36 protein-coding genes are annotated in these 25,494 nt (G+C 49.4%); 6 read left to right on the forward strand and 30 right to left on the reverse strand.

From position 1 onward, the window contains the following. Window positions 1-50 precede the first annotated feature (50 nt). The 11 genes from I8J29_RS24510 to I8J29_RS24560 are packed head-to-tail and all read right to left on the reverse strand — an operon-like array spanning window position 51 to window position 8,045. On the reverse strand, window positions 51-470 hold the full coding sequence (locus I8J29_RS24510) for a phage tail tube protein (protein WP_208850057.1): 420 nt from the start codon (window positions 468-470) through the stop codon (window positions 51-53). A 13-nt stretch (window positions 471-483) separates the two neighbouring features. Next, on the reverse strand, window positions 484-1,563 hold the full coding sequence (locus tag I8J29_RS34280; RefSeq protein ID WP_208850058.1) for a phage tail sheath C-terminal domain-containing protein: 1,080 nt from the start codon (window positions 1,561-1,563) through the stop codon (window positions 484-486). Between the two features lie 5 nt (window positions 1,564-1,568). Beyond that, a complete protein-coding gene (locus tag I8J29_RS24520; protein ID WP_208850059.1) occupies window positions 1,569-2,006 on the reverse strand; it encodes a phage tail terminator family protein in 438 nt (145 codons plus the stop codon). A 1-nt stretch (window position 2,007) separates the two neighbouring features. Next, complete coding sequence (locus tag I8J29_RS24525; RefSeq protein ID WP_208850060.1) at window positions 2,008-2,439, reverse strand: HK97 gp10 family phage protein; 432 nt, start codon at window positions 2,437-2,439, stop codon at window positions 2,008-2,010. Beyond that, complete coding sequence (locus tag I8J29_RS24530) at window positions 2,436-2,768, reverse strand: phage head closure protein (RefSeq protein ID WP_208850061.1); 333 nt, start codon at window positions 2,766-2,768, stop codon at window positions 2,436-2,438. The genes I8J29_RS24525 and I8J29_RS24530 overlap by 4 nt, the downstream gene beginning before the upstream one ends. 3 nt (window positions 2,769-2,771) lie before the next feature. Then, window positions 2,772-3,050 carry a head-tail connector protein gene (locus I8J29_RS24535; protein WP_208850062.1) on the reverse strand — a complete coding sequence of 93 codons (279 nt, stop codon included), beginning with the start codon at window positions 3,048-3,050 and terminating at the stop codon, window positions 2,772-2,774. Beyond that, window positions 3,043-3,345: a hypothetical protein gene (locus tag I8J29_RS24540; RefSeq protein WP_208850063.1), complete on the reverse strand. Its 303-nt coding sequence runs from the start codon at window positions 3,343-3,345 to the stop codon at window positions 3,043-3,045. Before I8J29_RS24540 ends, I8J29_RS24535 begins: the two co-directional genes overlap by 8 nt. A gap of 43 nt (window positions 3,346-3,388) precedes the next feature. Further along, complete coding sequence (locus I8J29_RS24545; RefSeq protein WP_208850064.1) at window positions 3,389-4,696, reverse strand: phage major capsid protein; 1,308 nt, start codon at window positions 4,694-4,696, stop codon at window positions 3,389-3,391. Window positions 4,697-4,707: 11 nt separating this feature from the next. Next, the gene (locus I8J29_RS24550; RefSeq protein ID WP_208850065.1) at window positions 4,708-5,355 is read right to left on the reverse strand and encodes an HK97 family phage prohead protease; all 648 of its coding nucleotides are present in this window, start codon (window positions 5,353-5,355) and stop codon (window positions 4,708-4,710) included. Next, the gene (locus I8J29_RS24555; protein ID WP_208850066.1) at window positions 5,339-6,598 is read right to left on the reverse strand and encodes a phage portal protein; all 1,260 of its coding nucleotides are present in this window, start codon (window positions 6,596-6,598) and stop codon (window positions 5,339-5,341) included. The genes I8J29_RS24550 and I8J29_RS24555 overlap by 17 nt, the downstream gene beginning before the upstream one ends. A gap of 4 nt (window positions 6,599-6,602) precedes the next feature. Next, complete coding sequence (locus I8J29_RS24560) at window positions 6,603-8,045, reverse strand: terminase large subunit (RefSeq protein ID WP_208850067.1); 1,443 nt, start codon at window positions 8,043-8,045, stop codon at window positions 6,603-6,605. A gap of 33 nt (window positions 8,046-8,078) precedes the next feature. Between I8J29_RS24560 and I8J29_RS24565 the strand changes: the two genes are divergently transcribed. Beyond that, window positions 8,079-8,291 carry a hypothetical protein gene (locus I8J29_RS24565; RefSeq protein ID WP_208850068.1) on the forward strand — a complete coding sequence of 71 codons (213 nt, stop codon included), beginning with the start codon at window positions 8,079-8,081 and terminating at the stop codon, window positions 8,289-8,291. Window positions 8,292-8,296: 5 nt separating this feature from the next. Here the strand turns inward: I8J29_RS24565 and I8J29_RS24570 are convergent, their stop codons facing one another. From I8J29_RS24570 to I8J29_RS24590, 5 genes are all read right to left on the reverse strand, one after another. Continuing rightward, on the reverse strand, window positions 8,297-8,623 hold the full coding sequence (locus I8J29_RS24570; protein ID WP_208850069.1) for a hypothetical protein: 327 nt from the start codon (window positions 8,621-8,623) through the stop codon (window positions 8,297-8,299). 136 nt (window positions 8,624-8,759) lie between these two features. After that, window positions 8,760-9,563 (reverse strand): hypothetical protein, encoded by an 804-nt coding sequence (locus tag I8J29_RS24575; RefSeq protein WP_208850070.1) that lies wholly within the window; start codon window positions 9,561-9,563, stop codon window positions 8,760-8,762. Between the two features lie 64 nt (window positions 9,564-9,627). Continuing rightward, window positions 9,628-10,251, reverse strand: a complete 624-nt coding sequence (locus I8J29_RS24580) for an HNH endonuclease signature motif containing protein (RefSeq protein ID WP_208850071.1) — start codon at window positions 10,249-10,251, stop codon at window positions 9,628-9,630. Window positions 10,252-10,312: 61 nt separating this feature from the next. Beyond that, on the reverse strand, window positions 10,313-11,062 hold the full coding sequence (terS, locus tag I8J29_RS24585) for a phage terminase small subunit (RefSeq protein WP_276316331.1): 750 nt from the start codon (window positions 11,060-11,062) through the stop codon (window positions 10,313-10,315). Between the two features lie 250 nt (window positions 11,063-11,312). After that, window positions 11,313-11,882, reverse strand: a complete 570-nt coding sequence (locus I8J29_RS24590; protein WP_338113277.1) for a tyrosine-type recombinase/integrase — start codon at window positions 11,880-11,882, stop codon at window positions 11,313-11,315. Window positions 11,883-12,119: 237 nt separating this feature from the next. Between I8J29_RS24590 and I8J29_RS24595 the strand changes: the two genes are divergently transcribed. Beyond that, window positions 12,120-13,403 (forward strand): hypothetical protein, encoded by a 1,284-nt coding sequence (locus tag I8J29_RS24595; protein WP_208850074.1) that lies wholly within the window; start codon window positions 12,120-12,122, stop codon window positions 13,401-13,403. Between the two features lie 618 nt (window positions 13,404-14,021). Here I8J29_RS24595 and I8J29_RS24600 read toward each other — a convergent pair. The 13 genes from I8J29_RS24600 to I8J29_RS24660 form a co-directional block, all read right to left on the reverse strand. After that, complete coding sequence (locus I8J29_RS24600) at window positions 14,022-14,369, reverse strand: hypothetical protein (RefSeq protein ID WP_208850075.1); 348 nt, start codon at window positions 14,367-14,369, stop codon at window positions 14,022-14,024. A 96-nt stretch (window positions 14,370-14,465) separates the two neighbouring features. Next, window positions 14,466-14,861, reverse strand: coding sequence for a (deoxy)nucleoside triphosphate pyrophosphohydrolase (locus I8J29_RS24605; RefSeq protein ID WP_208850076.1), 396 nt, complete (start codon window positions 14,859-14,861; stop codon window positions 14,466-14,468). Then, window positions 14,858-15,685 (reverse strand): HNH endonuclease, encoded by an 828-nt coding sequence (locus I8J29_RS24610; protein WP_476703916.1) that lies wholly within the window; start codon window positions 15,683-15,685, stop codon window positions 14,858-14,860. The genes I8J29_RS24605 and I8J29_RS24610 overlap by 4 nt, the downstream gene beginning before the upstream one ends. A gap of 97 nt (window positions 15,686-15,782) precedes the next feature. Then, the gene (locus tag I8J29_RS24615) at window positions 15,783-16,061 is read right to left on the reverse strand and encodes a hypothetical protein (protein ID WP_208850078.1); all 279 of its coding nucleotides are present in this window, start codon (window positions 16,059-16,061) and stop codon (window positions 15,783-15,785) included. Window positions 16,062-16,073: 12 nt separating this feature from the next. Next, window positions 16,074-17,402, reverse strand: coding sequence for a replicative DNA helicase (gene dnaB / locus I8J29_RS24620; protein WP_208850101.1), 1,329 nt, complete (start codon window positions 17,400-17,402; stop codon window positions 16,074-16,076). Between the two features lies 1 nt (window position 17,403). Then, a complete protein-coding gene (locus tag I8J29_RS24625) occupies window positions 17,404-17,757 on the reverse strand; it encodes a hypothetical protein (RefSeq protein WP_208850079.1) in 354 nt (117 codons plus the stop codon). 2 nt (window positions 17,758-17,759) lie between these two features. Beyond that, complete coding sequence (locus tag I8J29_RS24630) at window positions 17,760-18,503, reverse strand: DnaD domain protein (protein ID WP_208850080.1); 744 nt, start codon at window positions 18,501-18,503, stop codon at window positions 17,760-17,762. 79 nt (window positions 18,504-18,582) lie between these two features. Then, a complete protein-coding gene (locus I8J29_RS24635) occupies window positions 18,583-18,744 on the reverse strand; it encodes a hypothetical protein (protein WP_208850081.1) in 162 nt (53 codons plus the stop codon). Continuing rightward, window positions 18,737-19,012 carry a hypothetical protein gene (locus I8J29_RS24640; RefSeq protein ID WP_208850082.1) on the reverse strand — a complete coding sequence of 92 codons (276 nt, stop codon included), beginning with the start codon at window positions 19,010-19,012 and terminating at the stop codon, window positions 18,737-18,739. The genes I8J29_RS24635 and I8J29_RS24640 overlap by 8 nt, the downstream gene beginning before the upstream one ends. A 2-nt stretch (window positions 19,013-19,014) precedes the next feature. Next, window positions 19,015-19,512 (reverse strand): helix-turn-helix domain-containing protein, encoded by a 498-nt coding sequence (locus tag I8J29_RS24645; protein WP_208850083.1) that lies wholly within the window; start codon window positions 19,510-19,512, stop codon window positions 19,015-19,017. A gap of 179 nt (window positions 19,513-19,691) precedes the next feature. Next, the gene (locus I8J29_RS24650) at window positions 19,692-20,009 is read right to left on the reverse strand and encodes a hypothetical protein (RefSeq protein WP_208850084.1); all 318 of its coding nucleotides are present in this window, start codon (window positions 20,007-20,009) and stop codon (window positions 19,692-19,694) included. A 35-nt stretch (window positions 20,010-20,044) separates the two neighbouring features. Beyond that, window positions 20,045-20,374, reverse strand: coding sequence for a DNA-binding protein (locus tag I8J29_RS24655; RefSeq protein WP_208850085.1), 330 nt, complete (start codon window positions 20,372-20,374; stop codon window positions 20,045-20,047). A 14-nt stretch (window positions 20,375-20,388) separates the two neighbouring features. Then, window positions 20,389-20,622 carry a helix-turn-helix transcriptional regulator gene (locus tag I8J29_RS24660; RefSeq protein WP_256252995.1) on the reverse strand — a complete coding sequence of 78 codons (234 nt, stop codon included), beginning with the start codon at window positions 20,620-20,622 and terminating at the stop codon, window positions 20,389-20,391. A 165-nt stretch (window positions 20,623-20,787) separates the two neighbouring features. Between I8J29_RS24660 and I8J29_RS24665 the strand changes: the two genes are divergently transcribed. From I8J29_RS24665 to I8J29_RS24680, 4 genes are all read left to right on the forward strand, one after another. Next, complete coding sequence (locus tag I8J29_RS24665) at window positions 20,788-21,168, forward strand: helix-turn-helix domain-containing protein (protein WP_208850086.1); 381 nt, start codon at window positions 20,788-20,790, stop codon at window positions 21,166-21,168. 311 nt (window positions 21,169-21,479) lie between these two features. After that, window positions 21,480-22,103, forward strand: coding sequence for an ImmA/IrrE family metallo-endopeptidase (locus tag I8J29_RS24670; RefSeq protein WP_208850087.1), 624 nt, complete (start codon window positions 21,480-21,482; stop codon window positions 22,101-22,103). Next, window positions 22,096-22,512, forward strand: coding sequence for a hypothetical protein (locus tag I8J29_RS24675; RefSeq protein WP_208850088.1), 417 nt, complete (start codon window positions 22,096-22,098; stop codon window positions 22,510-22,512). Before I8J29_RS24670 ends, I8J29_RS24675 begins: the two co-directional genes overlap by 8 nt. Further along, a complete protein-coding gene (locus tag I8J29_RS24680; protein WP_208850089.1) occupies window positions 22,499-23,716 on the forward strand; it encodes a tyrosine-type recombinase/integrase in 1,218 nt (405 codons plus the stop codon). The genes I8J29_RS24675 and I8J29_RS24680 overlap by 14 nt, the downstream gene beginning before the upstream one ends. Window positions 23,717-23,794: 78 nt before the next feature. Here I8J29_RS24680 and groL read toward each other — a convergent pair whose 3' ends face one another. After that, a complete protein-coding gene (gene groL, locus I8J29_RS24685; RefSeq protein ID WP_090644101.1) occupies window positions 23,795-25,432 on the reverse strand; it encodes a chaperonin GroEL in 1,638 nt (545 codons plus the stop codon). Between the last annotated feature and the right edge of the window lie 62 nt (window positions 25,433-25,494).

Genomic DNA, 25,494 nt, shown 5'->3' on the forward strand with positions numbered 1-25,494 from the left:
TGTTCCTCCTGGAGGGGAGCGCCGCTCCCCGTTAATTTTTGTTGAATGCCTTACAACAGCTCGAGCATTTCGTAATCGCTGAATGTGAACGGCAATTCTTCCGTCGCGACGGCCTTCGCCTCCGTAGAGGAACCGAATTCCGAGAAGACCACCCCGGTCAAAATCGCCCGCTCCGCTTTGCCCGTTGATTTATTCGCGATCTTGACGACAATCTTGATGTCTGGAAAAACCCCGGTCTTAAATGCCTCGGCGAGAATGGACGCGCCGCGGCTGTGCATCTTGTTCAGCGTGAGAGTCCCTTCGCCCCCGAAGCCCAAATATTTTTTGTATGTGCGGGGATCGCCCAAGAACGTGACGTCTTCAAATTCGCCGGTCAGCTTGTACTCGGCCAATTTGGTGTCGTCCCAGATTTCGTTATTGATCCAAACCGTCAAGTCGTTTCCGCTGACGACATTGTTTCCTTTATTCATCGCGCTTCACTCCTTACTGCAGATAGATTTCAAAGCTCAGATCTTCCATCGCGTCCGGAATCTTGACGTTCCCGCCGAGGAAGACGCTGCTTCCGAAGGCATTGTTTTTGACCATCTGATCATCCCAGCCCGCCGCCTCGGCTTTCCCGCTCTGCACCCAGGCTGCACGCTGCTGCGCGACATTAACGTCCGCCTTATTGGCGAACGCATCATCGAGCAGCGAGTCGGCGGCAAGGCTGGCGAAATACGCGTTCACAGCCGAGATGAACAAGACCTGATTGTCGTATTTGTTCTTGAACTTGCCGAGGTAGCTGTCCTTGAAGGAAGCCGCGATGTCTGCCTTCATCAAGTCCATCGTCTCGACAATGACGATCTTCTTGAAATCGTCCGTCACCCCCGGCGTCAGCGTCACGAGGGAATTGACGCCTCTTGCAATGCGAATCTTCCCATCATCATTGAAGAGTACGAGTTCCCCGTCGCCGATCGCCGTGTCCAGGTCTGCCGGCTCCGTCACCCCAACAAGCTCGGACAGCTCCAAATAGGTGCTGGATTGCGTCAGCGGCAGGCCGGTGAGCACGCCGAGCAGGCGGGCGATGTATTTCTCGCCCGTGACCGTCGTGCCGCCGGCATACGTGACATCCTCGTTCGTAAAATTGACAATGCGCGACGAATCCGGGTCCGCAGCTTGGTATACGACCGCTTTAATCCCTTTCTTGATGCTCGCCGGCAGTTTCGCGAACGTAACGAGGTCGTTTTGCTCGTCCGCATCCCCTTCGGCCAGCCCGATCCAGTTGAACTTGCGCGAGCCGATCGCGGCCACGGCATCCGCGACAGCGGCCGTGCTGGCCGTTGCCACCGGCACGACAATCACCTTGCTACCACCGCCGGCGAGCACGTCCTTGATGTACTTCACGTTCGCCGCGGTAAATTTGGCGGCATCGATGTCGAGCGGCGAGCTGTATTCCTTCACCGCATGCGTCGCATCCGTGTTGTCCTTGACAATTAAAACGGCGATCTGCGCGGAAGAACGCGCAATCACCGTTTGGGCCAGCTTTTTAAATTGCACGTCAATCGTGGGTAACCCAATTGTCACAGCCATCACCCTCCTAATTCAATCGAAATATCCAGCATATCCGGGCCGTTATCCGTTTCCCGGTCGTCCACTTCAAGCGTGTAGACGTCAAACGAGAATTGAAGCACACCATCCACCTTGACGGCATCCGCTTCAAATATTTGAACGACAAACCCGTCCATAATGGGGAAATCCCCCACGAAGGCGACCTCAAGCTTTTCCTGAACGTCCAGCAGCTCGATTTTCACCTTGTTCGGGTCCGTCGGAAAGTAGTAGATGACGACAGGGATGGTACGTTCCCGCAGCTTCGCGCCGGCCATGGAAGCCGTTACGTCTTCAAAATCCACGTAGAGACAAGGCCGCGGATACCCTTCGCGGATATCCTTGCTCTGAATCTCCACATCCGGCAAGATGTCATTCAGCTTCGCATTAATCGCCTTTGAGATCTGCTTGATCGTGACCATGTTACTTCAATCCCTTCTCCAACATCTCATCGATAAAGGCATCACAATCGTCGACGAATTCCTGTTCGAAGGCTTTGCGCGTTTTCTCGAAAACCCGCTTCCCCGGCGTGAATCCCACTTCTTCGCCGCTCTTCGTGACGTTACGATGACCGTATTCGATGAGATGGGCATGCGGCGATGAACCGTACACACGGACGACCGTGGCATCCCCTTCGAACTTATACACCTTGCCGCGCTTGATGCCTTCCACATAGTTGCCGGTCTTCTTTTGCGTCAGTTCCTTTGCCTTGTCGAGCGTCGCGCGCCTGAGCTTGTTCCCTTCGGTCTGGATGAATTTCCGGGTTTCCTTCGGCATCTGCTTTTCAGCCATGACCAGCAGCTGGTCCGCAAAATCAAACAGCTCCGTCACGTCAAAATCCTCGCCCCGGCTCATCCAATCACTTCCTCGCAAAATAGTTCAAGCTTCTCGTGACGCATGAACGGGTCCAGGATGAAACGGATGTTGAACCGCTGGCCGCGGTACAACATCCACATGTCCGGGGTGATGAATTTGCCCGATAAGTACCGGACGATCACCTTGTGCGTCACTTGGCTGAGCACCGTTTCGATGCCCTGCTGCCGCTGCAGGCTGCCGGTTTGCGGGATGATCTCGGCGTGAACCGCCTTCAGCATCCGAGGCACGTAATCCATCTCGTTCAGCTCGTTGGGCAGCTTCACCATCGCCCACACTTCAAGCTTTTGATTCAACCGGCCGGCGTCCATGGTTCACACCTCCGGATTCCCGGCGCTCAGCTGCGTGATGAAATGCAGGATGATCGCCGGGATCTTCAAATCCCCTTCCGCCGCATTGCGGTTCTCATAGAACAGCGAAACCAGCATCTTCACGACGAGGTTATATAGTTCGTTGTCCGACTGCGGTTGAACGCCCGCCTTCAGCAGGAATTGCTTGGCCGCTCCGATCAGGCCCTCGATGATGAAGTCTTCATAGTCGTAATCGATTCGGAGGTACGCCTTCACGACGGATAGGGTAATCTCGTTATTCATGGCCGTCGTCTGCGTGCCCGCTGCCCGCTTCCGGGTTCGGTTCCGGCGGCGTCTCGTCTTGCGGCTCCGCTTCGGCTGCTTCGTTTTCAGCCGCCGCGATCGACACTTCCACCGAGTAGGGGACGAGGATGATTTTCATGCCGCTGTGCTCCTGCTCCTGGCGAATCTTTTCCGCCAGATCGGCATGCTCCGCTGCGTTCAGAGGAACCGTCGCCTTAAAGAGAATGACCGTCTCGCCGGCGGCGTTCTCCGCCTGCAGCGCGTCGATTTTCTCCGCTTTTACTTTCCTTGCCATGGTTACCCGCTCCTTTCATAAGGGGGCCGTTTGGCCCCGTGAATTAGCTTGCTACGCCCTTTTTGATGATGACCACGCCGTTAGGATCGATCAGCTTGCCGTCCGCGATCAGGATGGCTTTATCGACCCATTCGTTCGTGTCATGGTCGAAGTACCGGAACATGGTCATCTGCATATTCGAGTTGAATCCGTAGTTGGCCAGGTTGCAGTAAATGGCGACCACATCGCCCGTCGCGGCATCCGCGAACGGCGAGATGACGTCATCTTCGACCTGAATCACGGCCTTGCCCGCAAAGCGTTCCTGCGCGCCTTCCGTGATGCCGTAGTTCACGCGGCCGATCGGCTGCCCATTTTCATCCGTCATGCCGTTGATATAGCCTTCGAACGTCCCCGACGCCATAAGAAACGTCGCGCCGGCCTTGTACGAAAGCGGCATTTTGGCGAGAACCATTTTGGCCCATTGGCTCCAGTCGGCAAACTCAGCTGGCGTCATGCTGACGACTTGTGCCGCCGGCACGCGCGGGTCCGCGGTTATGCCGAGCATTTTGCCCGTCCCATTGCCCTTAATGACGCCGAGGTCAATTGCCTTGACCATCGCTTCTACGATCAGATCCGTGATCGTCGTTTCGAATCCGTCCAGGGACACCGTGTCAGCCAGCAGGGAAACCGACACCTTGCATTCGAGACCGAAGTACGAGAACGAAAGCTTGGTATTGGCCTGCACCTTCTGTTTGTCGGAGGGGACGCTTTCGCCGATCCACGTCGCAATCGGCTTCAGCGAAAGAATCGGGATGTCCACGCCGCCTTTGACATTCATCTTGCGGACGCGGCTGAAGACCTGGCCGTAGACCGTAATCTTGCGAATGACTTCGTTCAGGATCGTCGTCGGGATCACCGCCGAGACATCCGCGGTCGACGTCATCGCATTGGCGCGCAGCTCCGGCCGGACTTCGCCCGTTTTGGCGAACGCCATGAACGCGCTGCGGTATTCCGGCGTGCCGTACGGATCGGCGTTCTCCTGCGAACGTTGTTGCTGCTGCTGTGCACCCGCTCCCATGCCGTAGGCGGCCAGCACTTGCGCATGGCCCGGGTTTTGAGCACGGAATTCTGGCACTGGCGATGTTACGCCTGGGGTAGCTGCCGACGGCTGCTGGCTGCGATGCTCCTCGTTCTCGTCATCCGGAAGCGCGTCAATCATGCTGCGCAGCTCCGCGATCTCGCTATTGAGCGTTTCCGTCTCCGCGTTGATGCTCCGCAGCTCCGCGATCTCCGTCGCTGCGCCTGCACGGGTAACCAGTTCAGCCTTCCGTGCTTCCTTCTTGCCCAGCATGGTTCTCAGTTTCTTTTTCATGTGCGTTCACCTTAGCCCTTCAATAAAATTTGTGTTCTGAGACGCATGATTTCGAGCTCGTCTGCCGAGTTATCCAACCGGGCCGACCGGGCATTTTCCAATGCCTCTTCGGCGTTATCCAACGCGATCTGGTCACGAGCATGTATGTCAGTTCCCGAATAGGCCGGGAAGTTGACGGCGCTGACTTCAATGACACGGCTGATTTTGGAGATGCGCCGCGTCGGCATTTTGGAATCAAGGTCTTCCCACGATTCCGATCCGATGAAAAAAATAAAAGACATCCCGTCGATGTCTCCGCGTTGTACTGCACTATATAAAGACCGGGACTCCGAATTGTTCTCGACGTCCAGATTCGCGCGAATGTAAAGCCCCGTTTCGTCCGTCTGCAGCTGCATTGTAGAGTTGGCATTGTTGCGCCGGCTTCTGGCCAGCGGGATCTTCTGCAAATCGTGATTGGTACAAAACAAGACGTCATCGAAATTGCAGCCATCGAAAGCCCCGCGCTCGATGACCTCGTAAAACCAATCCCCGATCGTGGTCCGCTGGCCGTAGACCGCGGCATGCCCTTCAATGTTCGTGCTGTCCTCGACGGCCCGGATGTCCTTGACGCCGAAGCTCCGCTTCACCGCGCCGGGCGGCAGCTTAAGTTTTTCCGGCATCCTCGTCCCCTCCTTTTGCAGTTGTATTCTTGCCGGCCATCTGGTACGCGTTGATGAGTCGCGTATCCACGTAGTTCAGCGACTGCGTCCGGCGATCGCCGCCTTCAATCGGCGGGTAGCCGATGATTGCGAGCTTCTGATTGTCTGTCAGTAGCCCTTGCTCGCCGGCCGTCTTCAGTAAATTCAGCTTGGCATTAGTGGACAGGTACATCATGTCCTTGCCGTAGAAGACGACCTCGTTCCCGACGTCCAGCTCCCGCGTGGTGAAGATCGTCTTACTGAACGCTTGGCCGAGCCCGAGCACAATCGGTTCAAGCGTCTTTTCATAAAACGCCTGGTACTGATCGTCCGTATAGTCGCCGGAGATGATCGGCAGCGACACGCCATACCACCGAAGGATTTTGCTGTCCAGGAAATCCAGCGTGCTTTTGTCTATCAGCTTGGGGTCGATGTTCAGCGGCGTGTAATCGCCCTTCATGTCCATTGAAATGATGCCGGAATCGCCGTCTTGAATCGCCTTTTCAAGCCGGGCCCGCTCCGTCTTCTGGCCATCCGTATCCATCATGGTATTGATTTTCAAGATGCCGCGCACGGACATGCTCGTTTTGACGCCCTTCTCCAAGCCCTGGAGTAGGGTGTCATTAATCTGGAGCACTTTCAAGAGTGGCGCATGATCAGGCCCGCCATTCACGCCGCCGCCCATCATATCGTTTGGGCCGAAACGCCTCCGGATATGGATGACATCCGAATAGAGCAGCATGAAGTCCGTCCCCGAACTGAAGGTGAAGCGGATCAGCAGATTCCCGAGCTCGTCATTCAAAAACTCCACGAGCGTCGGATTCAGCGGGTAGAGCGCGCGATAGATGCGCTTTTCGTTGCCGGTGGGATCCCGCGCTACGTCATAAACGGGGAACACGAATGCGTTCTCGTTCAGATACAGCAGCCAGACCACTTTTTCAAGAAACTCGCGCGTCGTCATGAGCGGATTCGGTGCGAATTTAAAGAGCCGGTTAAGCGGACCGGTTGGCGTCGACTGCATGCCCGCATCATCGGTCCGGATATGCCGCGGCTGGAGTTTGCTGATTTCGGTTGCGATCGCGGCGATGCAGTTTTGCACGACATCGGAGAGATAAATATCCTGACCAAACTGGGTGAAGATGGGGATATACCCGTTCAGCATCTTCGCCCGCGTCGCTTCCTTGATTTTGGTGAATAGCCCTTTAAAGTTATCGATAAATGCCATGTCATCACCTCGATTCATTCACCAGCTGAAGGAATTCGGTCCGATTGTCCATGTAGACTTTGTACACGAAGATGAGCGTCAGCGTGCCGTCAATCTTCTTGTCGTCCTTGCCTTGAATCTTGACCGGGCGAATCTCCATCTTCCCGTTCATCTCGACGGCCGTGTTCTCCAAGCACCATCGGTCTATGGGATGCTGGTTGTAATTGATTAGCTTGCTTTGCAGGTCCGTCCGTACCAGCTTCATAGGCTCGCTTAAGCTGCCCCAATCCTGACTGATGCGCACTGTATCAAATCCAAGCTCCTCCATCTCCTTCACCCAATAGACCGCCGACCACTTGTCGTACCCGACCTTGAAGAAACGAATGCCGTAGTCCTGAAACAGGCGGTAAAACCAAGCCGTGACATGCCGGAAGTCGTTCTCGTTGCCGGTGGATACGGTAATGAGGTCCTTCGCGCACCAGGCTTCAAATTTGACGCGGTCCTCTTTCGAGAGCGCCGGGATCTTCGTTTCCGGAATGAAGTAGCGCTGCAGGGTGTATTTCTTGCCGTTCTTCATGAGCAGCGCCCGGGCAGAAGCGAGGTCTCCGGACTTGGACAAGTCAACCCCGCCGATGGCGAAGGCCCCGCGGAATTCCTCGATGTCAAATTCGTCTTCACTCGTGATGTCTTCATCGGTCAGCCAGGCAGCTGCATTGTTCTGCTTGATGTTGAAGTCCTTGGCCAGAACGAACGCCCGCATCTCCTGATTGGTCCGTGCTTCGTCCACCATGCGCCGCGTGAAGCTCCATTTCTTAATGGTTCCGAGGCCCGGGTTGCTCTTCACATGCGTCTTCTCATCCTGCCAGACTTCTTTTTCGCTGTCCTGCGTGTACAGCCAGATCAACCAGCGCGGCCGATCCAGCTCCCCGTTCAGCACCCGGCGTGCTTCAATCATCCGGCCGTCGAGATAACCGTCATTGGTAAATCCTTCAGTTGTCAGCTCAAAATAAAGAGGCTCATCCTGGGTGGATAGAGCCTGACGAATCGGCATGACCGACGTATTGTCTTTCATCTCGTGGACTTCATCGACCGCGCCGACGCCGATATTCCGGCCTTCCTTCGCGCCGGTCTTCGCTGAAATCTTCCGGATGCTTCCCTTGTTTTTGAAGCTGAACTTCCCCTTGCGGGACACGCGTTTTCGGTTTCCGAAGAAGATGCCTTTGATATTCACCCTCGTTACTTTTTCAAGCGAAGGGCTTTCCTCACGCATGGCATTGATCGCTTGGAACATTAAGTCCGCCTGCTCATAATCGTTGCTTGAACAGAGGATTTTAATGCCTTCCGGCCCGCAGAAGAATTCGGCCAAATTAATCGCGCTGACGAGCGGGGTCTTGCCGTTTTTGCGGCCGACCAGGTACAGCACATCTTGATGAAGGCGTATCCAGCGGCCGACCTCTTCGTCATACATCTTGAACGAATAGATCGCTTCGATGAACGCCTTTTGGAAGAGCATGAGCTTGAAGGGCTTTCCGGAAAACGGCGCCTCGTAGTGCTTGCACTGCTCTTCGATGAACTTAATGCGTTTGTGCGCATCCGCCGTTTCAAACCGAATGTCTGGGTTGTTCAGATTCTTCTGGAGGAGCTCGAACGTTTGCAGCAGCTCCTGCCCGACGAGAATTTCGCCGGATCGGCACTTCTCCAAATATTCGATTAAATAACTCATTCAAAGTCCTCCAACTCATCATCATCTTGGGTTTCATTCTTCGACAGGACCCCATTCAGCGTCTTAATGATGACGGCGTAGGAATTGATGTTCTTCAGGTACTGCCGCGCCGCTTCAACCGGCTTCTGAAGGTCCGGATTCTTGGGATGGATCTTCACCATGCCGGTAATCTCCAGCGCTTTCCGGAGGACGTGATTTTCCGCTGAAAGGAACGCAGCATCATCGATCAGGCCGGAGACCAGCTTGCTTTTGGAGGGGTCAACATCAGCGAAGATTTCGAGCAACTTGTCCCGTTCTTGGCTATATACCTCGTTTTTTTCCACCGTATTTTTCACCTCGACCGATTTCGAAATTTTAAGCGTGTACCAAAAACGTGTCCCCTATACGGTAGTGATACTCAACTCATCATTTTTTGAGAGGGGGAGGCATAAAAAAAACGCCGTATCCGGCGTATTTGAGTTACTTATACTTTTGAAGGATTTCTTTTAACTGTTCAAGCTGAACTGAATATTCCTCTTTTGCACTCAACATTTTGATGATTCTAAGTATGGCGCTTTGAATAGAAAGATAAAATCCTATTTGATTCTCATTCATTATGGTTATTAATTCACTTAATAATGGTTTAGCATGTCCTCCTCCTTTTAATATTTCCTCTACACCATCAACATAGCATGTAACAACATTATTCATAACGCCTTTACTTTTCCAATGTAACCCTTCCAGCTGGTTTATTCTCCCACTAAGAACAAAATAATTATTCTTTATATCACTCTCAAGGCTTTCTCCTGCTTCTTTAGTAGAGATTAGACCTGAGGAAATGACCGAAAGCTTCGTGTCAACAATAGCGAATTTCTGGGATACAGCAGTTTCAATATTTTTCATTGAAGCGTCTTTTATATCAGATAAGAATGTAAGCTTTATTTCTTCGAGTTGGTTAGTAAATTGGCTAGATAGCAACTCAGTTTCATTTTTTTTTGCTCTAATATTGTTAAATAAATTAGCACCTAAGAGAAAAGTAATTAATGTGATCGCTAGCCCCAAAGACCAATAAACAGTATTCAATATTTTTTCATTTGCGTCTACTTGAGCCTCATAAAGCATTTTATATGCTTCGGCTTCTGTTAATCCAGCTTTAGCGGAATTACTACTATTTACGTCTATCGGGACTTTTGTAGCAGCTGCCGCTCCAACAATGTTTGAAAATATTGCAAACATCAAAATTAATACTGCACTAGTTAATATGAGTCTTTTAGGTCTTGTCACTTACTCATCCCCCAAAATTAATATGACTAATCATATCTCATTTATCTATATATTACCAACATATCTATTTCGAATATTGGGTAAACCACTTGTCAATGTACCCCTGCCATTCAGCCTTTCGGTACCATCTGTCTTCGTCAGCATCCAGCAAGGCCATGCATTGTTCCCGGCTCATCTCGCAATAGATTAGCTCAGCTCCCATCTCATCAGCTAGCCGTTCCCTCTTAAACTTATCCGCAAATCCACCTACCACCCATGCTGTACCCCACTTGCCTAGTCTTGTTCTGATATTGTCTATCAACAGGTTATGTATACCGATCACATTGCCGAATAGGCTGTCCGGCTTATCGTAATATGGTAGCCCAGAGACTGCTTCGTACAGCCTGTCCATATCTACGACCAAATCGCCACGCGTGAGACGCTGCCGAACAAATTCTTTCATCCCCGCAAACGGTGGTCCGTACACGAGGAACACCTCTTTGTTCCCCTGGTATCCGAAGCGCTTATGCTCTTTATTGTGGCAGTCGTAGCATATTAATTCGACTTTATCCGGGTTCAAGCTAATGTTGTAATCATGCACATTTTCCGGTGTCAGCTCTATTTTGTGATGCCCAATAATATCGACAGCACGCAGTATCGCCTGCCCGCATCGTTGGCATTTGCTGCCACGCTCTAGAATCAGCGCCATTCGAAAATTCCGCCATTTTAATGAGGTATAGAATGTATGAAGGATAGCATGCCTTGCCATGTCACCACGCCTGTTCTTCCATGTTTTTTATTTCAAGTTGCTGCTTCTTGATACGAAGTGCTGCTTCTTCTTCAGCCAGCGCCTTCGCGCTCAGCTTAAACTTCATGTCAATTAGCTTGGCCTTCTTGTCCTGCATGCGCGTAATCGCCTCTTCAATCGACAGAACACGTTCAAGCACTGGATGCTTCTTCGCTTTTCGTTCAACCTCTGCCAAGATTGGTTCAAGAACTGGAACCATGGTCAAACTACCTTCAGCGTCGAATTCTGGCATCTCTCCATGCTTCTTATTTCTAACGATTTGACTGGTCGTCTGCACGGTATCGCCGCCCCAGCCTTCGAGCGCTTTCGCCCGCAATTGAAGTGCTCGTCGAATACGAAGATCGAGGAAGCGAATCTCATTGTTCAGTTGGCCGACAGGATTCGTATCTACCTCGAAGAACAGCTCACGTTCAAGATTTTCCAGGGTGTCGTCCCAGATGGTTGCATAATCGCCATGCTTGACTGCCTTTTCGTTTCTCAATGGTCCTCCAGGACCGCCTCTGTTGCCTTTTGCATTTTGGTTACCCTTCTGACCACCCCGTTTTCTCGGCCCTTGAGGGAGATTTTCCCAGCGATCAACGCTTTTCCACTTTCTCACTTGCTCATTGGATATGCCGAGCGCGCTTGCAATAGCCGATGGCTTGAGTGTCCGATTGCTATCCAGCCAAAGCTTCAACGCTTTTTTTCGCAATGGATTCCGCTCTCTTGACAAGTCATTTCACCGCCTTCACGATATTCGAGTTGGTTTTCACGTTTTTATGTCATTAGTAACGCCTTCTCCTCGTCTGCTTCGTTAATGAAGAGACCTCGAATTGGCTGTCTTTCCCCTAAGTTCTGGTACTTGAGTGAACCATAATGAATATTTTGTTGCACTCAACAAATCGTCAATTCCCTACTCTGCCAAGCCTTATTCGCAACTCAAATAATGAGTGCCACATAGGAACAGTTATGATGCGCTCAAATTAGCGTAACCGCGAAATCGCCGCGTCCATCATGTCTTGCGTCATGCCAATATAGTCTAATGTGTAGGCTGGATCGCGATGTCCATACATTTTCATTAGTAACGCTAGGTTACGCGGATCAGCATTGTAGAGCTGGTAGCCCCATGTCTTTCGAAGCGTATGACATCCTATTTCTTTCAGCTTGAATTCTTTAGCGACTTTATTCAGCATCCGGTATGCCGTGCTCCGATCAATTGGATGCTTTCGGAGTCGCAGCTTCGTCTTCACTTGTCTACTCGGAAAAAGAAAATCGTTATCATCTTTATCTGCTATAAAGCGATCCAAGTCTTGACGAATGGATGGATGAATAATAAACCGCTTGTCATGCGCGTTTTTCCTTTCAATCAATTTCACATGCGTTCCGCGAACCATCCAGACTTTCATAATTAATAAATCCGAAACCCGAAGTCCGCTATATATGCCAAAACAAAAAAAAAGGTAATCCCTGAGGCTCCGTATCCGAAGATATTGTTTTACTCCCTCGATTACAGCAGGATCTCGTATCGGCTGAACAACATTCACATACACCACCTCGATAATGAATTAATAGCTATCTCATAAACCTAATTCGATTCGAGGAAATTCTTTCGCAATAGATGGGACTCGTAGAATACAAATAACCAAATAAGCAATTGTTGGAACTTTTGTACTACGTTATACTAATAATCATGAATAGAGAGATTCGGAAAGTAGCCATTACGAATAATATGACTCAATACAAGATAATGGCATAGAAGGTTCCACAAAGTCGCCTTAAGGAGATATGACATGAGCAACCATAACAATTCTGATCATGAGGATGATCCTGAATTACCAGAAGAACCTGATTTCCCTGACGCTCCCGACGTTCCTGATGAGCCTGACTTTCCTGATGAGCCTGATTTTCCTGATTCTGATTTTCCTGATGATTCTGATGATTCTGATGATTCTGATGATCCTTATGAGGAACCTGAGTTTCCTGAGGACCAAGATGCACCTCCAACCAATACAACAACCGACGACGGTGTAAATCATCCAGAGAAAGGAAGAAGAGTTTACAAAAGTCGGAAACTTACAATTTATAAGAGGGACGATGTTCTAAATTGGATCATTCATGAACCAACTGAAGAAATTAAAGAGGCCCAATCAAAAGTTTTATATCTCCAAAGCTTAATGCTTACAAAGGTGCATAGAATTTTATGGAACAAATGTTGTTCCAATATACTGTCAAGTTTTGTGTCAGCTGCAGCTAACGCTGATTCAAAAAAAGATGTAAATAATATTTTTAAATCCACTACTAATTACATTATTGAACAAACAAAGGATAAACGAGTTTCAATTCACCGTAGCCCATTTATTGAAATATACATGAATCCTGACGGTGATTTATCTCAACATTTCAAAACATCAATGCCTGACGAATGTAAGCCAGCGTATGTTGAATACAGAAGACTAGTTACGATGGCTAAAGTAACACTCTCTGGTAAACAAAGAAGATTAGCAAATACTCAACTAGTCACTGCAATTTCTGCTGTTTTTTTATCACATACAACTGCCCCCATAAATCCAAAGAAGTATTTTAAAGACATTGAAAACTTTATACTTGCCAGGGCAAACGCATCGGCCAAATTGATTTATTTTTTATTTATGACAATCCTTTTTATCTTAATTTCATTAATCTGCTTTCTAGCATACTTTCGATTTTATCATCAAGATATTAAAACCTCACATGCTATCATAGGGTGTGCTGCCGGAGTTCTCGGCTCCTTTATCTCGGTCGTTCAACGGATTGATAAACTTAACATTGATTCAACAGCTCCCAAACGATCCTTCATTTTGCAAGGAGTTGCTCGCCTTTTCTTGGGTTTGCTATTCGGTGGAATTGTGATTTTACTAATAAAATCTAAGCTTGTACCTATGTTGAGTGCAACTTCCCTCTCATCAATGTTCATTTTGGGTATAATTTCCGGTTTCAGTGAAAGGTTTGTCCCTGATTTTTTGGACAAGGTCTCCATTAAAACAAGTGAAGAAAAACCAAAGAAAAATGCTAAAAACCAAGAGGACTATGCTTAAGGGCTAGTCCCTTTTCAACAACATATATAACCCCAATGCTTGTCATATCCTGGGGGTTATGTTAAGTTAATAATGACTCGTGGGAAAGCATCCCCGAGTCATTTCTTTTTTCTGAATCGTTTGTAGAGCAACACGCACACAGCAACAATCACTTCACTTTTCCTCCTTTCACGCATGGCCGCCTACTACATAACTGCTTCACTCCGTCCCAACTTCCCCAAACGCAGCCGCGGCACATAATCGGTTGCAGCTTCTTCAGTTCGCCAATCAACTTCCTCGATTTTGTATGGCGCACCGGTCACGCCCCCTTTCATGCAAAAAGCCGCTACCGGCGGCCAGTGGATACATTGTGCGTAAGTCCCTCATAACAGCCCATGATTCCACTCATGAACTGTTATAAAAAACTTAATGGGTATCGAACCCCGCCCCATCTCCACACGCTTGACGATTAACGTCTAAGGTCAGATGACCCACCGCATGGCCGAGTCCTACATATAATAAGGGTACAGTAGGTATCACCCGGAGCAATTAATGATCGCTCCTTTGTGATTCCACTGTACCCTGTAACAAAACTCATTTATTTCCCGCCATTCACACGGGTTACACTCATTTTCAGCCTTACTCATGCCAAAACTTTAGTGTCTCAGCTACCGACTCGATCCCTTTATTTAACTTCCGGTCGACGGTACTATCGCTCATCATTCCAGAGAAGAAGAGAACGGTTGCCTTATGGGTATTTCCCTTAAGAAACCGAAATTCAACAATTCGCTTCGCTTCATCATCCAGGATAAGGCCCACGGCTTGTTCAACTTGACCAATAAGTCTTGAGGCCTCTAAATACTTTGGAGTCGTGTTTTCCGTGCCATTAACCAGGAGCCGCATTTTCTTATAACTCTCAAGCAGCTTCTTGGTAAATCGTACTTCAATATCCGTCACCGACGGGAACAACTCCAACTGTTCAAACATTGCCAACATTCCCCTCGTCCTCTCCATATGGTATATTTGAGAGAGAAACAAGCGTTCGCCCCTGGTGCCCCGTTCCCCAACGATGCCAGGGGTATTTTAATGTGATTTTTGGAGTATCTCTACGGTAGGAATATCCGCCGGCGCCCAATTTAAGGATGTCAGCTCATCCTTTAAAACCCATCTAAGCTCTTCGTGCTCACTAGCCTGGGGAATCCCCGTTACGATTCGTGCATAATACGTTTTTAGTCGTATATTTAATGCCGTAACGGAATGCACGGCCTCGGTTATGAACTCCCTGACTTCAATCTGACAATTTAGCTCTTCGCTAATCTCTCTGGCAAGAGCTGCCTCCGGTTCCTCGTGCTGTTCAATTTTGCCACCGGGAAACTCCCACATGAAGGGCATACTCATTCGCTCTGATCGTTTGGCACATAGGATACGTTTTTGATCATCGACGATGACTGCACCAACGACATCAATCGTTTTTGTCATACGAGCCAGCCTCCAGCTACCTGCAATAATTTTTGTACATCCGTTTGAAGATCAAGCGCATGCATTTTCCGATGACAATTAGGGCACAGGGCTACCGTGTTCTCAACAGTATCTTCCCCGCCTCTCGATAACCATTTGACATGATGCGTTTCAAGGAATGGTTCGCCTTTTTTATTATGGAAGGGAGCTACATCCCCGCATAGCTGGCAGTGCCCGTTAGCCCTTCGTTTTGCGTACTCCGAGACATATGGATCCCGGTAAAAAACATTCACCGTATTTTGCATCATGGTCGATGACTTTCGAGAATGTAGAGCCCGCTCTCTAAGCTCATCGGATGACAATCTCCTTGCCTGCTTGTCCTGATGCACTTTAACTTCATCAAGAATCTCAGTGGAAGGATAAAATCGTAGGGCCTCATCTTTGAGCTTTACGGGAAAAATCCATACCGTCCTTAAGCTTTTATCACTGTCCAGTTGCTCCTCCGTGTAAGGTGAATCAACTAATTCAACCCGCCCCCTGTAGGTATATTCTTTCTCTCTAAAGACCTCGAACAAATAGACATTTACTCCATTCGTTCTTGATTCGTTTAATGTTTTGTTTTGCATAAAATCCAAGCTTTGGTTCCCCTTCTGCCCCATCCCTGTGTAATGAAAGACCTCACCGGACCATCGATCGTCATACGTAGATTTAAGATGGTTGGAGACTATTACAAGGGAATTTGTTTTCAGCGATCTCCGCATACCTCCTTGCTCTGAACATTGAAATAGCTCAACCAACCGAACATTGTCTATAACATCTCCAGGGTGAAGATTATGAAAGGCCATACTTCCCACCGTCCCGTTTTTCAATATTAATGTCAAAATATCAAAAACGGTCAAAGAAGTATACCCAATTCAAAAAGTACTTACCAATTCAGTTTCTTCATTCAAAAACCAATTCCAGTTGGCCTCCAATTACGTCGTCTACAAAATGGTAAGGTTCAGAAATACCTCCCAGGCTGCCGCGGTCTAAGATGCTGCCCGCCGAACTGCACCACGTATACGCTGCATTACAGAATGGTGAAACAACAAAGGATTTTAATTGGCCGTCGAGCATGCCGGCAAAACGATTGTCTTCGGTCAACGCAACGAGTTCTATTCCTGCATGGCAATTCTGAATAGCCTTCTTAATAAGAGCGTGCTTCTGTTCATACTGGGTCAATTCATTCTCCCCCTAACTGGTATGGTGCCGATCCAACGACACGAACTTGCTAAAGTTCTTCAGGAACGCCAGCTCCACCGTACCGACCGGCCCGTTCCGGTGCTTGGCAATGATGATCTCAATGATGTTCTTCTTCTCGGTTTCCTTGTCGTAGTAATCGTCCCGGTAAAGGAACGCCACGATGTCGGCATCCTGCTCGATGGAACCAGATTCCCGAAGGTCGGACATCATCGGCCGCTTGTCCTGTCTCTGCTCGACTGCCCGGCTCAACTGCGAGAGCGCCACGACCGGAACATCAAGCTCGCGGGCGATCTGCTTCAAGATACGCGAAATCTCGGCCACTTCTTGCTGGCGATTCTCCTTCCGTCGCCCTTTCAGCGTAATCAGCTGCAGGTAATCAATCAGAATCAAGTCCAGGCGGCCCAAGCGCTTCTTGAGGCGGCGGCATTTCGCGCGAATTTCGGATATGGAGATTCCCGGTGTATCATCCAGGTAAATTTGCGACTCTGACAGTGGTCCGGCTCCAAAGGTGAGCTTGTCCCAATCGTCCGATTCCAGCTTTCCGGTTCGCAAGCGAGTCGCATCGATATTGCTTTCTGCACTTAGGAACCGCTGTCCAAGCTGCGTATCCGACATCTCTAGGCTGAACACGGCAACGTTCGCCTTCGCCCTAATGCCGGCATGCTGCGCAATGTTCAAGGCTAGTGCCGTCTTCCCGACCGATGGCCGCGCGGCGACAACGATTAAGTCCTGCCGCTGGAACCCTGCCGTCATCTTATCGAGATCGCCATATCCGGAGGGAACGCCCGTCAACCCATCAGCACGCGGGCTCATAGCCCGGCTTTCAATTTGCTCGTAAGTGTCCATCATGACTTCGGACATTGGCTTGAAATCATTGCCCTTTGCCGTATGATCGAGCATGATGGCGGCGGCCTGATCAAGCTGCGCGGCGATCATGTCGGGGGCTGCACCCTCCAGCAATGAATCATGAAGATCTCGAATCAACTTGTAGCCCAATCGCTGCAGACTAGTCTTCTTGACCTCGTTCGCGTAGTACGCGGCATTCCTTTCGCTCGGCACGCTGGAAGCAAGCCTGGATAAGTAGCCGATGCCGCCGATCTCAGCCAAGTCAGCGCTTCCCAGCCTTCCCGTCAAGAGCACAAAGTCGATCGGCTCTCCCTCTTCGCGCAGCTCGCGGAGAGCAGCATAGATTCTCTCGTTCGCAGGATCGTAAAACGCATCGGACGGCAGAATCGCATCGACCACATCGAACATGTCATTTTCGATCAAGACTGACCCGATGACCGCACGCTCAGCATCCAGGTTGTAGAACAGGGGCATATCAGCGAAGTCGAGATGCAAGCAGCTCACGCACCTTTCGTCGTTGATCCGCGGTCGGCGGAACTCCGGTAGCTTGGATTTGGCTACTCTCATCGACAGCAGCCCTGCCGGCCGTGCGCATGAATGCGTGATAAAGCTCACCCTCAGCAGACTCCGTCGCGACCAATGCGCCCGGATGCGGCGGATATTTGCTTTCAGGCTTGGCCGCGTAGTGCACCAGACTCTTTACCGCCTGATCGAAATGCGTATCCCCCAGTACTTCGTGCCATGACCGCATCTTGACAAGGTCTCCGGCAAACTGCGGATAAAAGCCCACAATCTTGTCAAACAGCATGCCGACTTCCTGGAGCGTCATGATTACCCCTCCCTCGCCATTTCGGCAAAACTCTTTCTCGGCTTCGTTGGTGTTCGCGCAGCCTGCAACGAACTCGAATTTAACCTCCGAGCCTCGAACTGATCATCAATGGCCTTTGCCTGGTCGATCGTCCGGGCGCCCGAGTGGAAATAGTCATCAAGAATTCGGGTTATGAACTTGAAGTTGTATCCCGTCGAAGCAGCTCCAGCTCGTTCAAGCGCCCGAATAATGACGGCCTCTTCAAGCCCATCCTCGTCGATGTACTTCCCCAGCATCTGCGCTTGAAACGGATTGCATGGAAACCCGAATATCCGGTTATGAGCTGCGTAAAACGACTCGTATGCGGAAGATGAAGCAGAAGAAGAAAGATAATTAAATAATGCCGCACCTTTTACCTCATGGTTTACCGCATACTTTGCCTCATGGCTTACCTCAGGATTTACCTCACGACTTACCTCATTATTTGAGGTAAAACCGATGATTTGATATTTCCCCGCCTTCTGCTTCCCTTGGGGCTTGTAGTCGATTCGACTTTTCTGAATCAGATAATTGCGATGTTTAACTAATGTGTTTTCGGAAATGCCTACCTTCGCCTGTAACAGGGGATTGGCCACGGCAAACCACTCTGGATATCCGCTCTTATTTGCAATCATCATGAGATGCATCCACAAAGTTTGTGCGGATGGTTCCAACGGATTTGTTTCGAGCCAATCCGTGAAGGCAAGCAGCTCTTTGGTTAGATCCACGTGCTCACCCTCTCGCCATCGTCGGGATCTCGCTTACATCGAATCCCCCGACGACAAGGGCAATGCCCTTGTCGTCTTGCTAATCCCCAATCACGTTGGCCGCGGGCCGGCCAGTGTCCTTGCGCGGTACGACGGGAACAATCTCCCCTTGCGGGGGCACCACTTCCCGCACGCCAATAATCACGCCGTTGCTGTTGCGCTGCACCCACAGAAGTTCTTGTGTCCAAGCTTGCTTATCCAATTGGCATGTCCCCCTTTGACAAATACTTTCGCAATGATAAAATAGAGAACAAGAGTTCCCTTACCCGGGATCTTTCGGATGTCCGCCCTGGCCGGCGGGCATTTTCTATTTCATAACGAGCAAATTGGATCATCTTCAACAGGTAAGCTTCCATCTCCGATCGCTTATCCGGCTCGTAGCGATTCGGATACTCCCGCATCCACTTCAAGTTGTGCACGGCGTTTCTGCCGGCGCGCCGAGCCTCGGCGGCCAATTGTTCCCGCGTCATGTCTACCTCTCCCCTTTCTTTACTTCCATCTCGTGCCGCTTAATGAGCTGCTTCCGATCAAGCGCGAATTCCTCTTCCAGCACGCCCTGCATGACGGCCGCCTTTTGGCTGACATCCCGTAGCTCCAGGTATACGCGTTCCGCCGATTTCCGGCGTTTCTCAGGGTCCATGTGCTTTGCCATAATGAGCGCCTCCAATGCTGACTCCGCTTCATCGAGCTCTTTCAGCAAGATGTCTTTCAACGCTGCCGGGTGCAAGTCGAGGTTCGGGACGTCCTTCAGGATGTTGCTGATGAAGCCGTCCGTCTCCTCGTCCGCGATCGTAAGGGCCATCCGCCAGGAAGATCGCGATAGGTGCTGACGCATTTGGATCGTCGCTTCCCTCTCGTCGTTTTCCACGCGTGATAGCTGCGTACGATCCAGCGCATACGTGGATGCAAACTGCGCTTGGGTCATGTTCTTAGTGAGGCGATACGCCTTCAAGGCCTGTCCGAATGACATGGCTTCCTCTCCTGTCACATATGTAGTGGATTCTGTGCCAGATTGGCCACAGGAACGACTGGCTTTGTGACAAATTGGCACAAGGAGCGAGCGATATGTGACATTCCAATTTGCTACAATTTAGGTGCCAACAACATTCCTCTTGGCCCGTCGTCCTCGTTGGCGGCGGGCCCTCTTTTTTAGCCGAAGCGCAGCCTAAGTGCTTCAAAGGCCAGCGACTTGTTATGAGGATCCAAGTAATCCATGTCTGAGAGATTTACTTTATGCCGTTCATTGAAAAGATGGAGCGCCAGATTCAACAGAAACTTTTCGCTTTGCGACCATGGGGCGGATATGCGTTTCAGCTTATCTCCCGCAATGCGAGCGGATTGGAGGTCGATGAATTCGTCAGTCAGGAACCGGCTCAGTTTCCCGTGATTCATGAACAGATGCAGAGTTCCTTTCCAATAACGATCATTCATGAGATGCGGAGGAATTGCTTGTGGAGCTTGATTCATAGCTATTACACCCCTTTGAAATTTGAGCTACACCATTACAGCGCTCGACGAAGTTTCTTTACTTGCTTCGTTGTATAAGCGGATCGGCCAGCGTTATCTTTAATCCATTCTGTGTGTTCCTCGCACCATTGAAGTAATAAATGAGTTAGAATTCTTGGATGCCCCAGTTCGCGAATAACCGGGAAATCTTCGCGATTCAGAAGTTCGGCAGCCTTTGTAGCACCGATATCAAGAAGTTCCATGAATTGAGTCCTATTAAGAATTGGTGGTAACGTGTTCATAAGCGAATGCCGTTCTAGAGCAGAATCTACAGCCGAGTTAATAATGCCCTGTAATTGTTCATAGTCGAATTCGAATTTCAACATACTGTCACTACCTTTCATGCAGTCAATGTATGAGATTCTTGGACTTTATGTCGTGAGAACAGTGTACAAACATCGACGCCAAACAAGTCAGCTAGCTCAAGTGCAACATCTAACGGTGGTTGAGAAACGAAGTTCTCCCAGTTACTGATCGTCGATTTAGTACATTTTAATCTCAGCGCCATATCTTCTTGGGTCCAGCCTTTTGCTTTGCGAGCAGCAATTAGTTCTTTGTTTTTCTTATCAGTCACTTTCTCGCTCCTCATATCCAAGTTATTTGAACTTATGATCCGATTATATATCCAAGTATTTTGGACGTCAATATAAATGTTTGATTATCTTGGACTTTATTTAATTAGAGTTTGGCTTGAAGTACAATATAATTGAACTTTATTAGGACGGGTGGGATGGAATGAATGTTATCCCAAAGATTGAGAAGCAGGCGTAAAGAATTGAAGCTAACTCAAGAAAAGCTTGCGGAGATGGTTAATACCAAGAAAACGACAATATCCAATTATGAAACTGGGTACAGTACTCCAAATAACGAAATGCTGAGTGACTTAGCTGATGTGTTAAAAACTACATCTGACTTTCTACTTGGGAGAACCGATGATCCTGCACCCGGGGTGTCTGAAACTGCTACCGAGAAGACTAAGCAAGATCCAGCAAAGGAAGGCAGTGCTTTTTTTGGCGGGGCTGATAAATATACAGAGGAAGAACTTGCAATAGCTGATGCAGCCGCCAGGGCCGCAGTTGAAGCTTATCGACTAGGTAAAAAGAAACGCGAGGAGAAATAGTGACCTCTATTGTCATTGGGCTGGTAATTGTGGTATTGATCGCTTACTTGAAGGTATCAGTGATTACCAGGAAGCAGCGTGTCATAAATGATGCTTTCATAAATAAACTTCACGTTGAGGTCTGGCAAGATGGTAAACTTCATGATACAGGTGGAGTAATTGAAAGCCACAATCAATTTGAGGTAGTAGTTAATGGCATGCACTACATGAAACATGCATTTCAATTTAGAATTAAAAAATAGCCCCGCAGTCTAGGGCTATTAATTTTCACCACAAAACAGAACATACGTTCCTGTAATGGAGGATTGAGAATGGACTACATCGACTTAACGTTATATAAAGAAACAGATCTTGAAAAGTGGATTAATAAGTTTTATCGTGAGAACGGTATTTTTTATGCCGATGATATTGATATTGAACGAATTGCAGCTATCTGGGGAATAGAGGTTCGCACATATGTAGGTCCATCCTTCGCACGTTGGGAAGATGGAGAGTTCGGATTTATATTTCTAAATGACTACCTCAGTGAAGAGCATCGACGTGAGGTGTTTTTCCATGAACTCTGTCATCCATTGCAGCACTCCGGTAACCAGGAACATATGCCCCAAATGTTCATGGAGCTACAGGAAGCTCAAGCAAGCCTATTTCAGCTGTACGCATCTATGCCCATATACATGTTAGAGGAATTTACCTCGATTCAGCATCGTGATTATTTACTAAAAACCATATCAGAAGAATTCGTTCTTCCACTACGAGTCGTTGAGAGGCGCATGGATCAAATCAATCGGCGCATTCAACAAGAACGTTACGATCGGCGCCTCATTCATCACTCACGTTCTATGGCACATTCAACATACAGTGCTTCAACGATGGTCATCCTGGAGCAATTGAACCGGCAGTTACAGACAAAGAAACAGATGACGGCAAATGGCTAAAATAGGAGTCATTTATACGGAAAGTGGTTATTACGGTGAACTAACGCCTGTGTGGATGATTTTTGATTGGTCCGGCTTATCCGATAATATATGGCAAAAGACGCTCTATATTCCGCTCAGCGGCCCTTTTGAGCGGTTGGAGCTTGAAGATACCTATGATGACTTGACGGCCGTTACAGTGCCGCTCAGTGCTTTTACACGTCGTAAAGATAAGGAACATTATATAGGCGTACATATGCCCACAGTGGCTGCCTTTGCCCAAGAACATAGTTTGCATCTAGACGGAAGAAGCATCGACATTGAATTAATCAATCGCCTGGTACTGCGAATCTCAGATATTGAAGATGCCCTTCTTCTTGATGTTCGATTTCATATCCAGAATGGAGGTTTTACGGATGGCGTCATTTAAGAAAATTCAAGCAAATAATAAACAGGGTTATAAATGGATCTGCATTAAAGACGGCCCTCCCGACCCGGTCACTGGAAAACGAAATCAAATTGAACGTCGCGGCGATACCAAAAAAGAAGCGGAAGCGCGCGTTGACGATGTGATAGCTTCGTTAATGGATGGCATTAATATTAAGATGATCAAAAATCTCCCCTTCAACAAAGTTGCCGAAAATTGGATGGAGGTTTATTCGCGCAGTAATGTAAAAAAAAGCACTATCCGAAATCGCAAGAATTCAATTACCCTTCTAAACAAATTTATTGGTGAACAGAACATCGATAAAATTACTCATCGTGCACACCAATTAATTCTAAACAAGCTATTCGATCAAGGATATTCAAGGTCTCATATGGAGGGAGTGCATGTAACAGCCAACTTGATTTACAAATACGCCACCAAAGAAAAATTCATTAAAGATAATCCTGCCAGTGGCGCAACAATACCAATAAAAACAATGACTGTTGAGGAAATTGAAAATAATCCGATCGCGGAAAAGTATTTTGAGAAAAGTGAGTTGACCGAGTTGCTGGAGGCAGTAGTTAAACACGGTTTACCTGATGATAGAGAGATGTTTTACTTAATGGCCTTCTCGGGTATGCGTAGTGGAGAGATGGTTGCTTTAAAAGAAACCGATTTTGATTTTGATTTCAATAAGGTACGAATAACCAAGACGCTTTATAATCCAGACAATAATGCGAAGCAGTATGAGTTAACCCCACCTAAAACAAAACGTTCGATTCGAACCGTAGATCTCGATCCGAGCATCATGAATATGATTAAAGAACGGATCAAGCGGCAGCGGAAAATCAGAATGAGCGTCATGCACTTCAGTCCAGACTATCACGATGAAAAGTTCTTATTTTGCAATGAGGATGGTTACCCCACCATTCAAAAGACTGTGAATCGTCGCTTAGAAAGAATAATCTCCAAAACCACCATTCGAAAAAAAGCAACCTCACATATCTTCCGCCATACACACATCAGTATGCTCGCCGAAGCCGGTGTCGACCTTCCGACCATTATGCAGCGAGTTGGTCATGACGATCCCAAAACCACACTTCAGATTTACACACACGTCACAGATAAGATGAAACAAGATGCCGGTGAGAAGGTAAATCTCCATTTCAAAGACATCCTTCCCACCTCGCGTGTGCAAGAAATGTGAGGATTTCGTGGGGGAATAAAAAAAACGGGGCCCAAAAGGCCCCGTTTTCCTTGCTATTGCTGGGTTTTGGCCAGCGGCTTACATCATGCCGCCCATGCCGCCCATGCCGCCCATGCCGCCCATATCAGGCATGCCTGGCTTGTCTTTTTCCGGTTTGTCCGCGACAACCGCTTCGGTCGTCAGGAACATCGCCGCGACGGAAGCCGCGTTTTGCAGCGCCGAACGCGTTACTTTCGCAGGGTCGACGATGCCGGCTTGGAACATGTTGACCCATTCGCCGGTAGCGGCGTTGTAGCCGATGCCGATGTCTTCTTTTTTCAGACGCTCGACGATGACGGAGCCTTCTTGGCCCGCGTTCGCCGCGATCGTGCGAACCGGCTCTTCTAACGCGCGAAGCACGATGTTGACGCCCGTTTGCTCGTCGCCGGCCGCGTTAACGGCCGATACGGCTGCATATACGTTCACGAGCGCGGTACCGCCGCCGGACACGATGCCTTCTTCCACGGCTGCGCGCGTGGAGTTCAGGGCGTCTTCGATGCGGAGCTTGCGCTCTTTCAGTTCGGTTTCCGTTGCCGCGCCGACCTTGATGACCGCTACGCCGCCGGCCAGTTTAGCCAGACGCTCTTGCAGCTTCTCGCGGTCGAAGTCGGACGTCGTTTCTTCCAGCTGCGCGCGGATTTGGTTGATGCGCACGTCGATGTCGGATTTCACGCCTGCGCCGTCGACGACGATCGTGTTTTCTTTCGTTACGCGGATTTGACGAGCGGAACCGAGTTGATCCACGGTCGTCGCTTTGAGCTCGAGACCCAGCTCTTCCGTGATCACTTGGCCGCCGGTCAGAGCGGCGATGTCGCCCAGCATGGCTTTGCGGCGGTCGCCGAAGCCAGGAGCTTTAACGGCCACGCACGTGAACGTACCGCGCAGACGGTTAACGAGCAGCGTAGCGAGCGCTTCGCCTTCGACGTCTTCCGCGATGATCAGCAATTGCTTGCCGGATTGCACGACTTTCTCCAGCACCGGCAGGATCTCTTGGATGTTGGAGATCTTCTTGTCGGTGATCAGGATGTACGGGTTGTCGAGCACGGCTTCCATTTTGTCCGTGTCCGTGATCATGTACGGGGACAGGTAGCCGCGGTCGAACTGCATGCCTTCGACGACTTCCAGCTCCGTGATGAAGCCTTTGGATTCTTCGACGGTGATAACGCCGTCGTTGCCGACTTTCTCCATCGCTTCCGCGATCAGCTGGCCGACTTCTTCGTCAGCGGAGGAAATCGAAGCGACTTGCGCGATCGATTGCTTGCCTTCGATCGGCTTCGCGATGACTTTCAGCTCTTCGACGGCCGCGCGAACGGCTTTCTCGATGCCTTTGCGGATTACCATCGGGTTAGCGCCGGCCGTCACGTTCTTCAGGCCTTCGCGGATCATCGCTTGCGCCAGGACCGTAGCGGTCGTCGTGCCGTCGCCCGCAACGTCGTTCGTTTTGGTCGCGACTTCTTTAACCAGCTGGGCGCCCATGTTTTCGAACGCGTCTTCCAGTTCGATTTCTTTCGCGATGGACACGCCGTCGTTCGTGATCAGCGGGCTGCCGAATTTCTTCTCGAGCACCACGTTGCGGCCTTTAGGACCGAGGGTAACTTTTACTGCGTTCGCCAGGGCGTCGACCCCGCGCAGCATCGCGCGGCGCGCGTCTTCGCCGAATTTAATGTCTTTCGCCATCGTTGATAACCTCCTGATTTGGTTGATTTAAGTAAAACGAAGCTTACCATGTATGTGGAGCC

This window comes from Paenibacillus artemisiicola (assembly GCF_017652985.1).
In the GTDB taxonomy this organism is placed as follows: domain Bacteria; phylum Bacillota; class Bacilli; order Paenibacillales; family Paenibacillaceae; genus Paenibacillus_Z; species Paenibacillus_Z artemisiicola.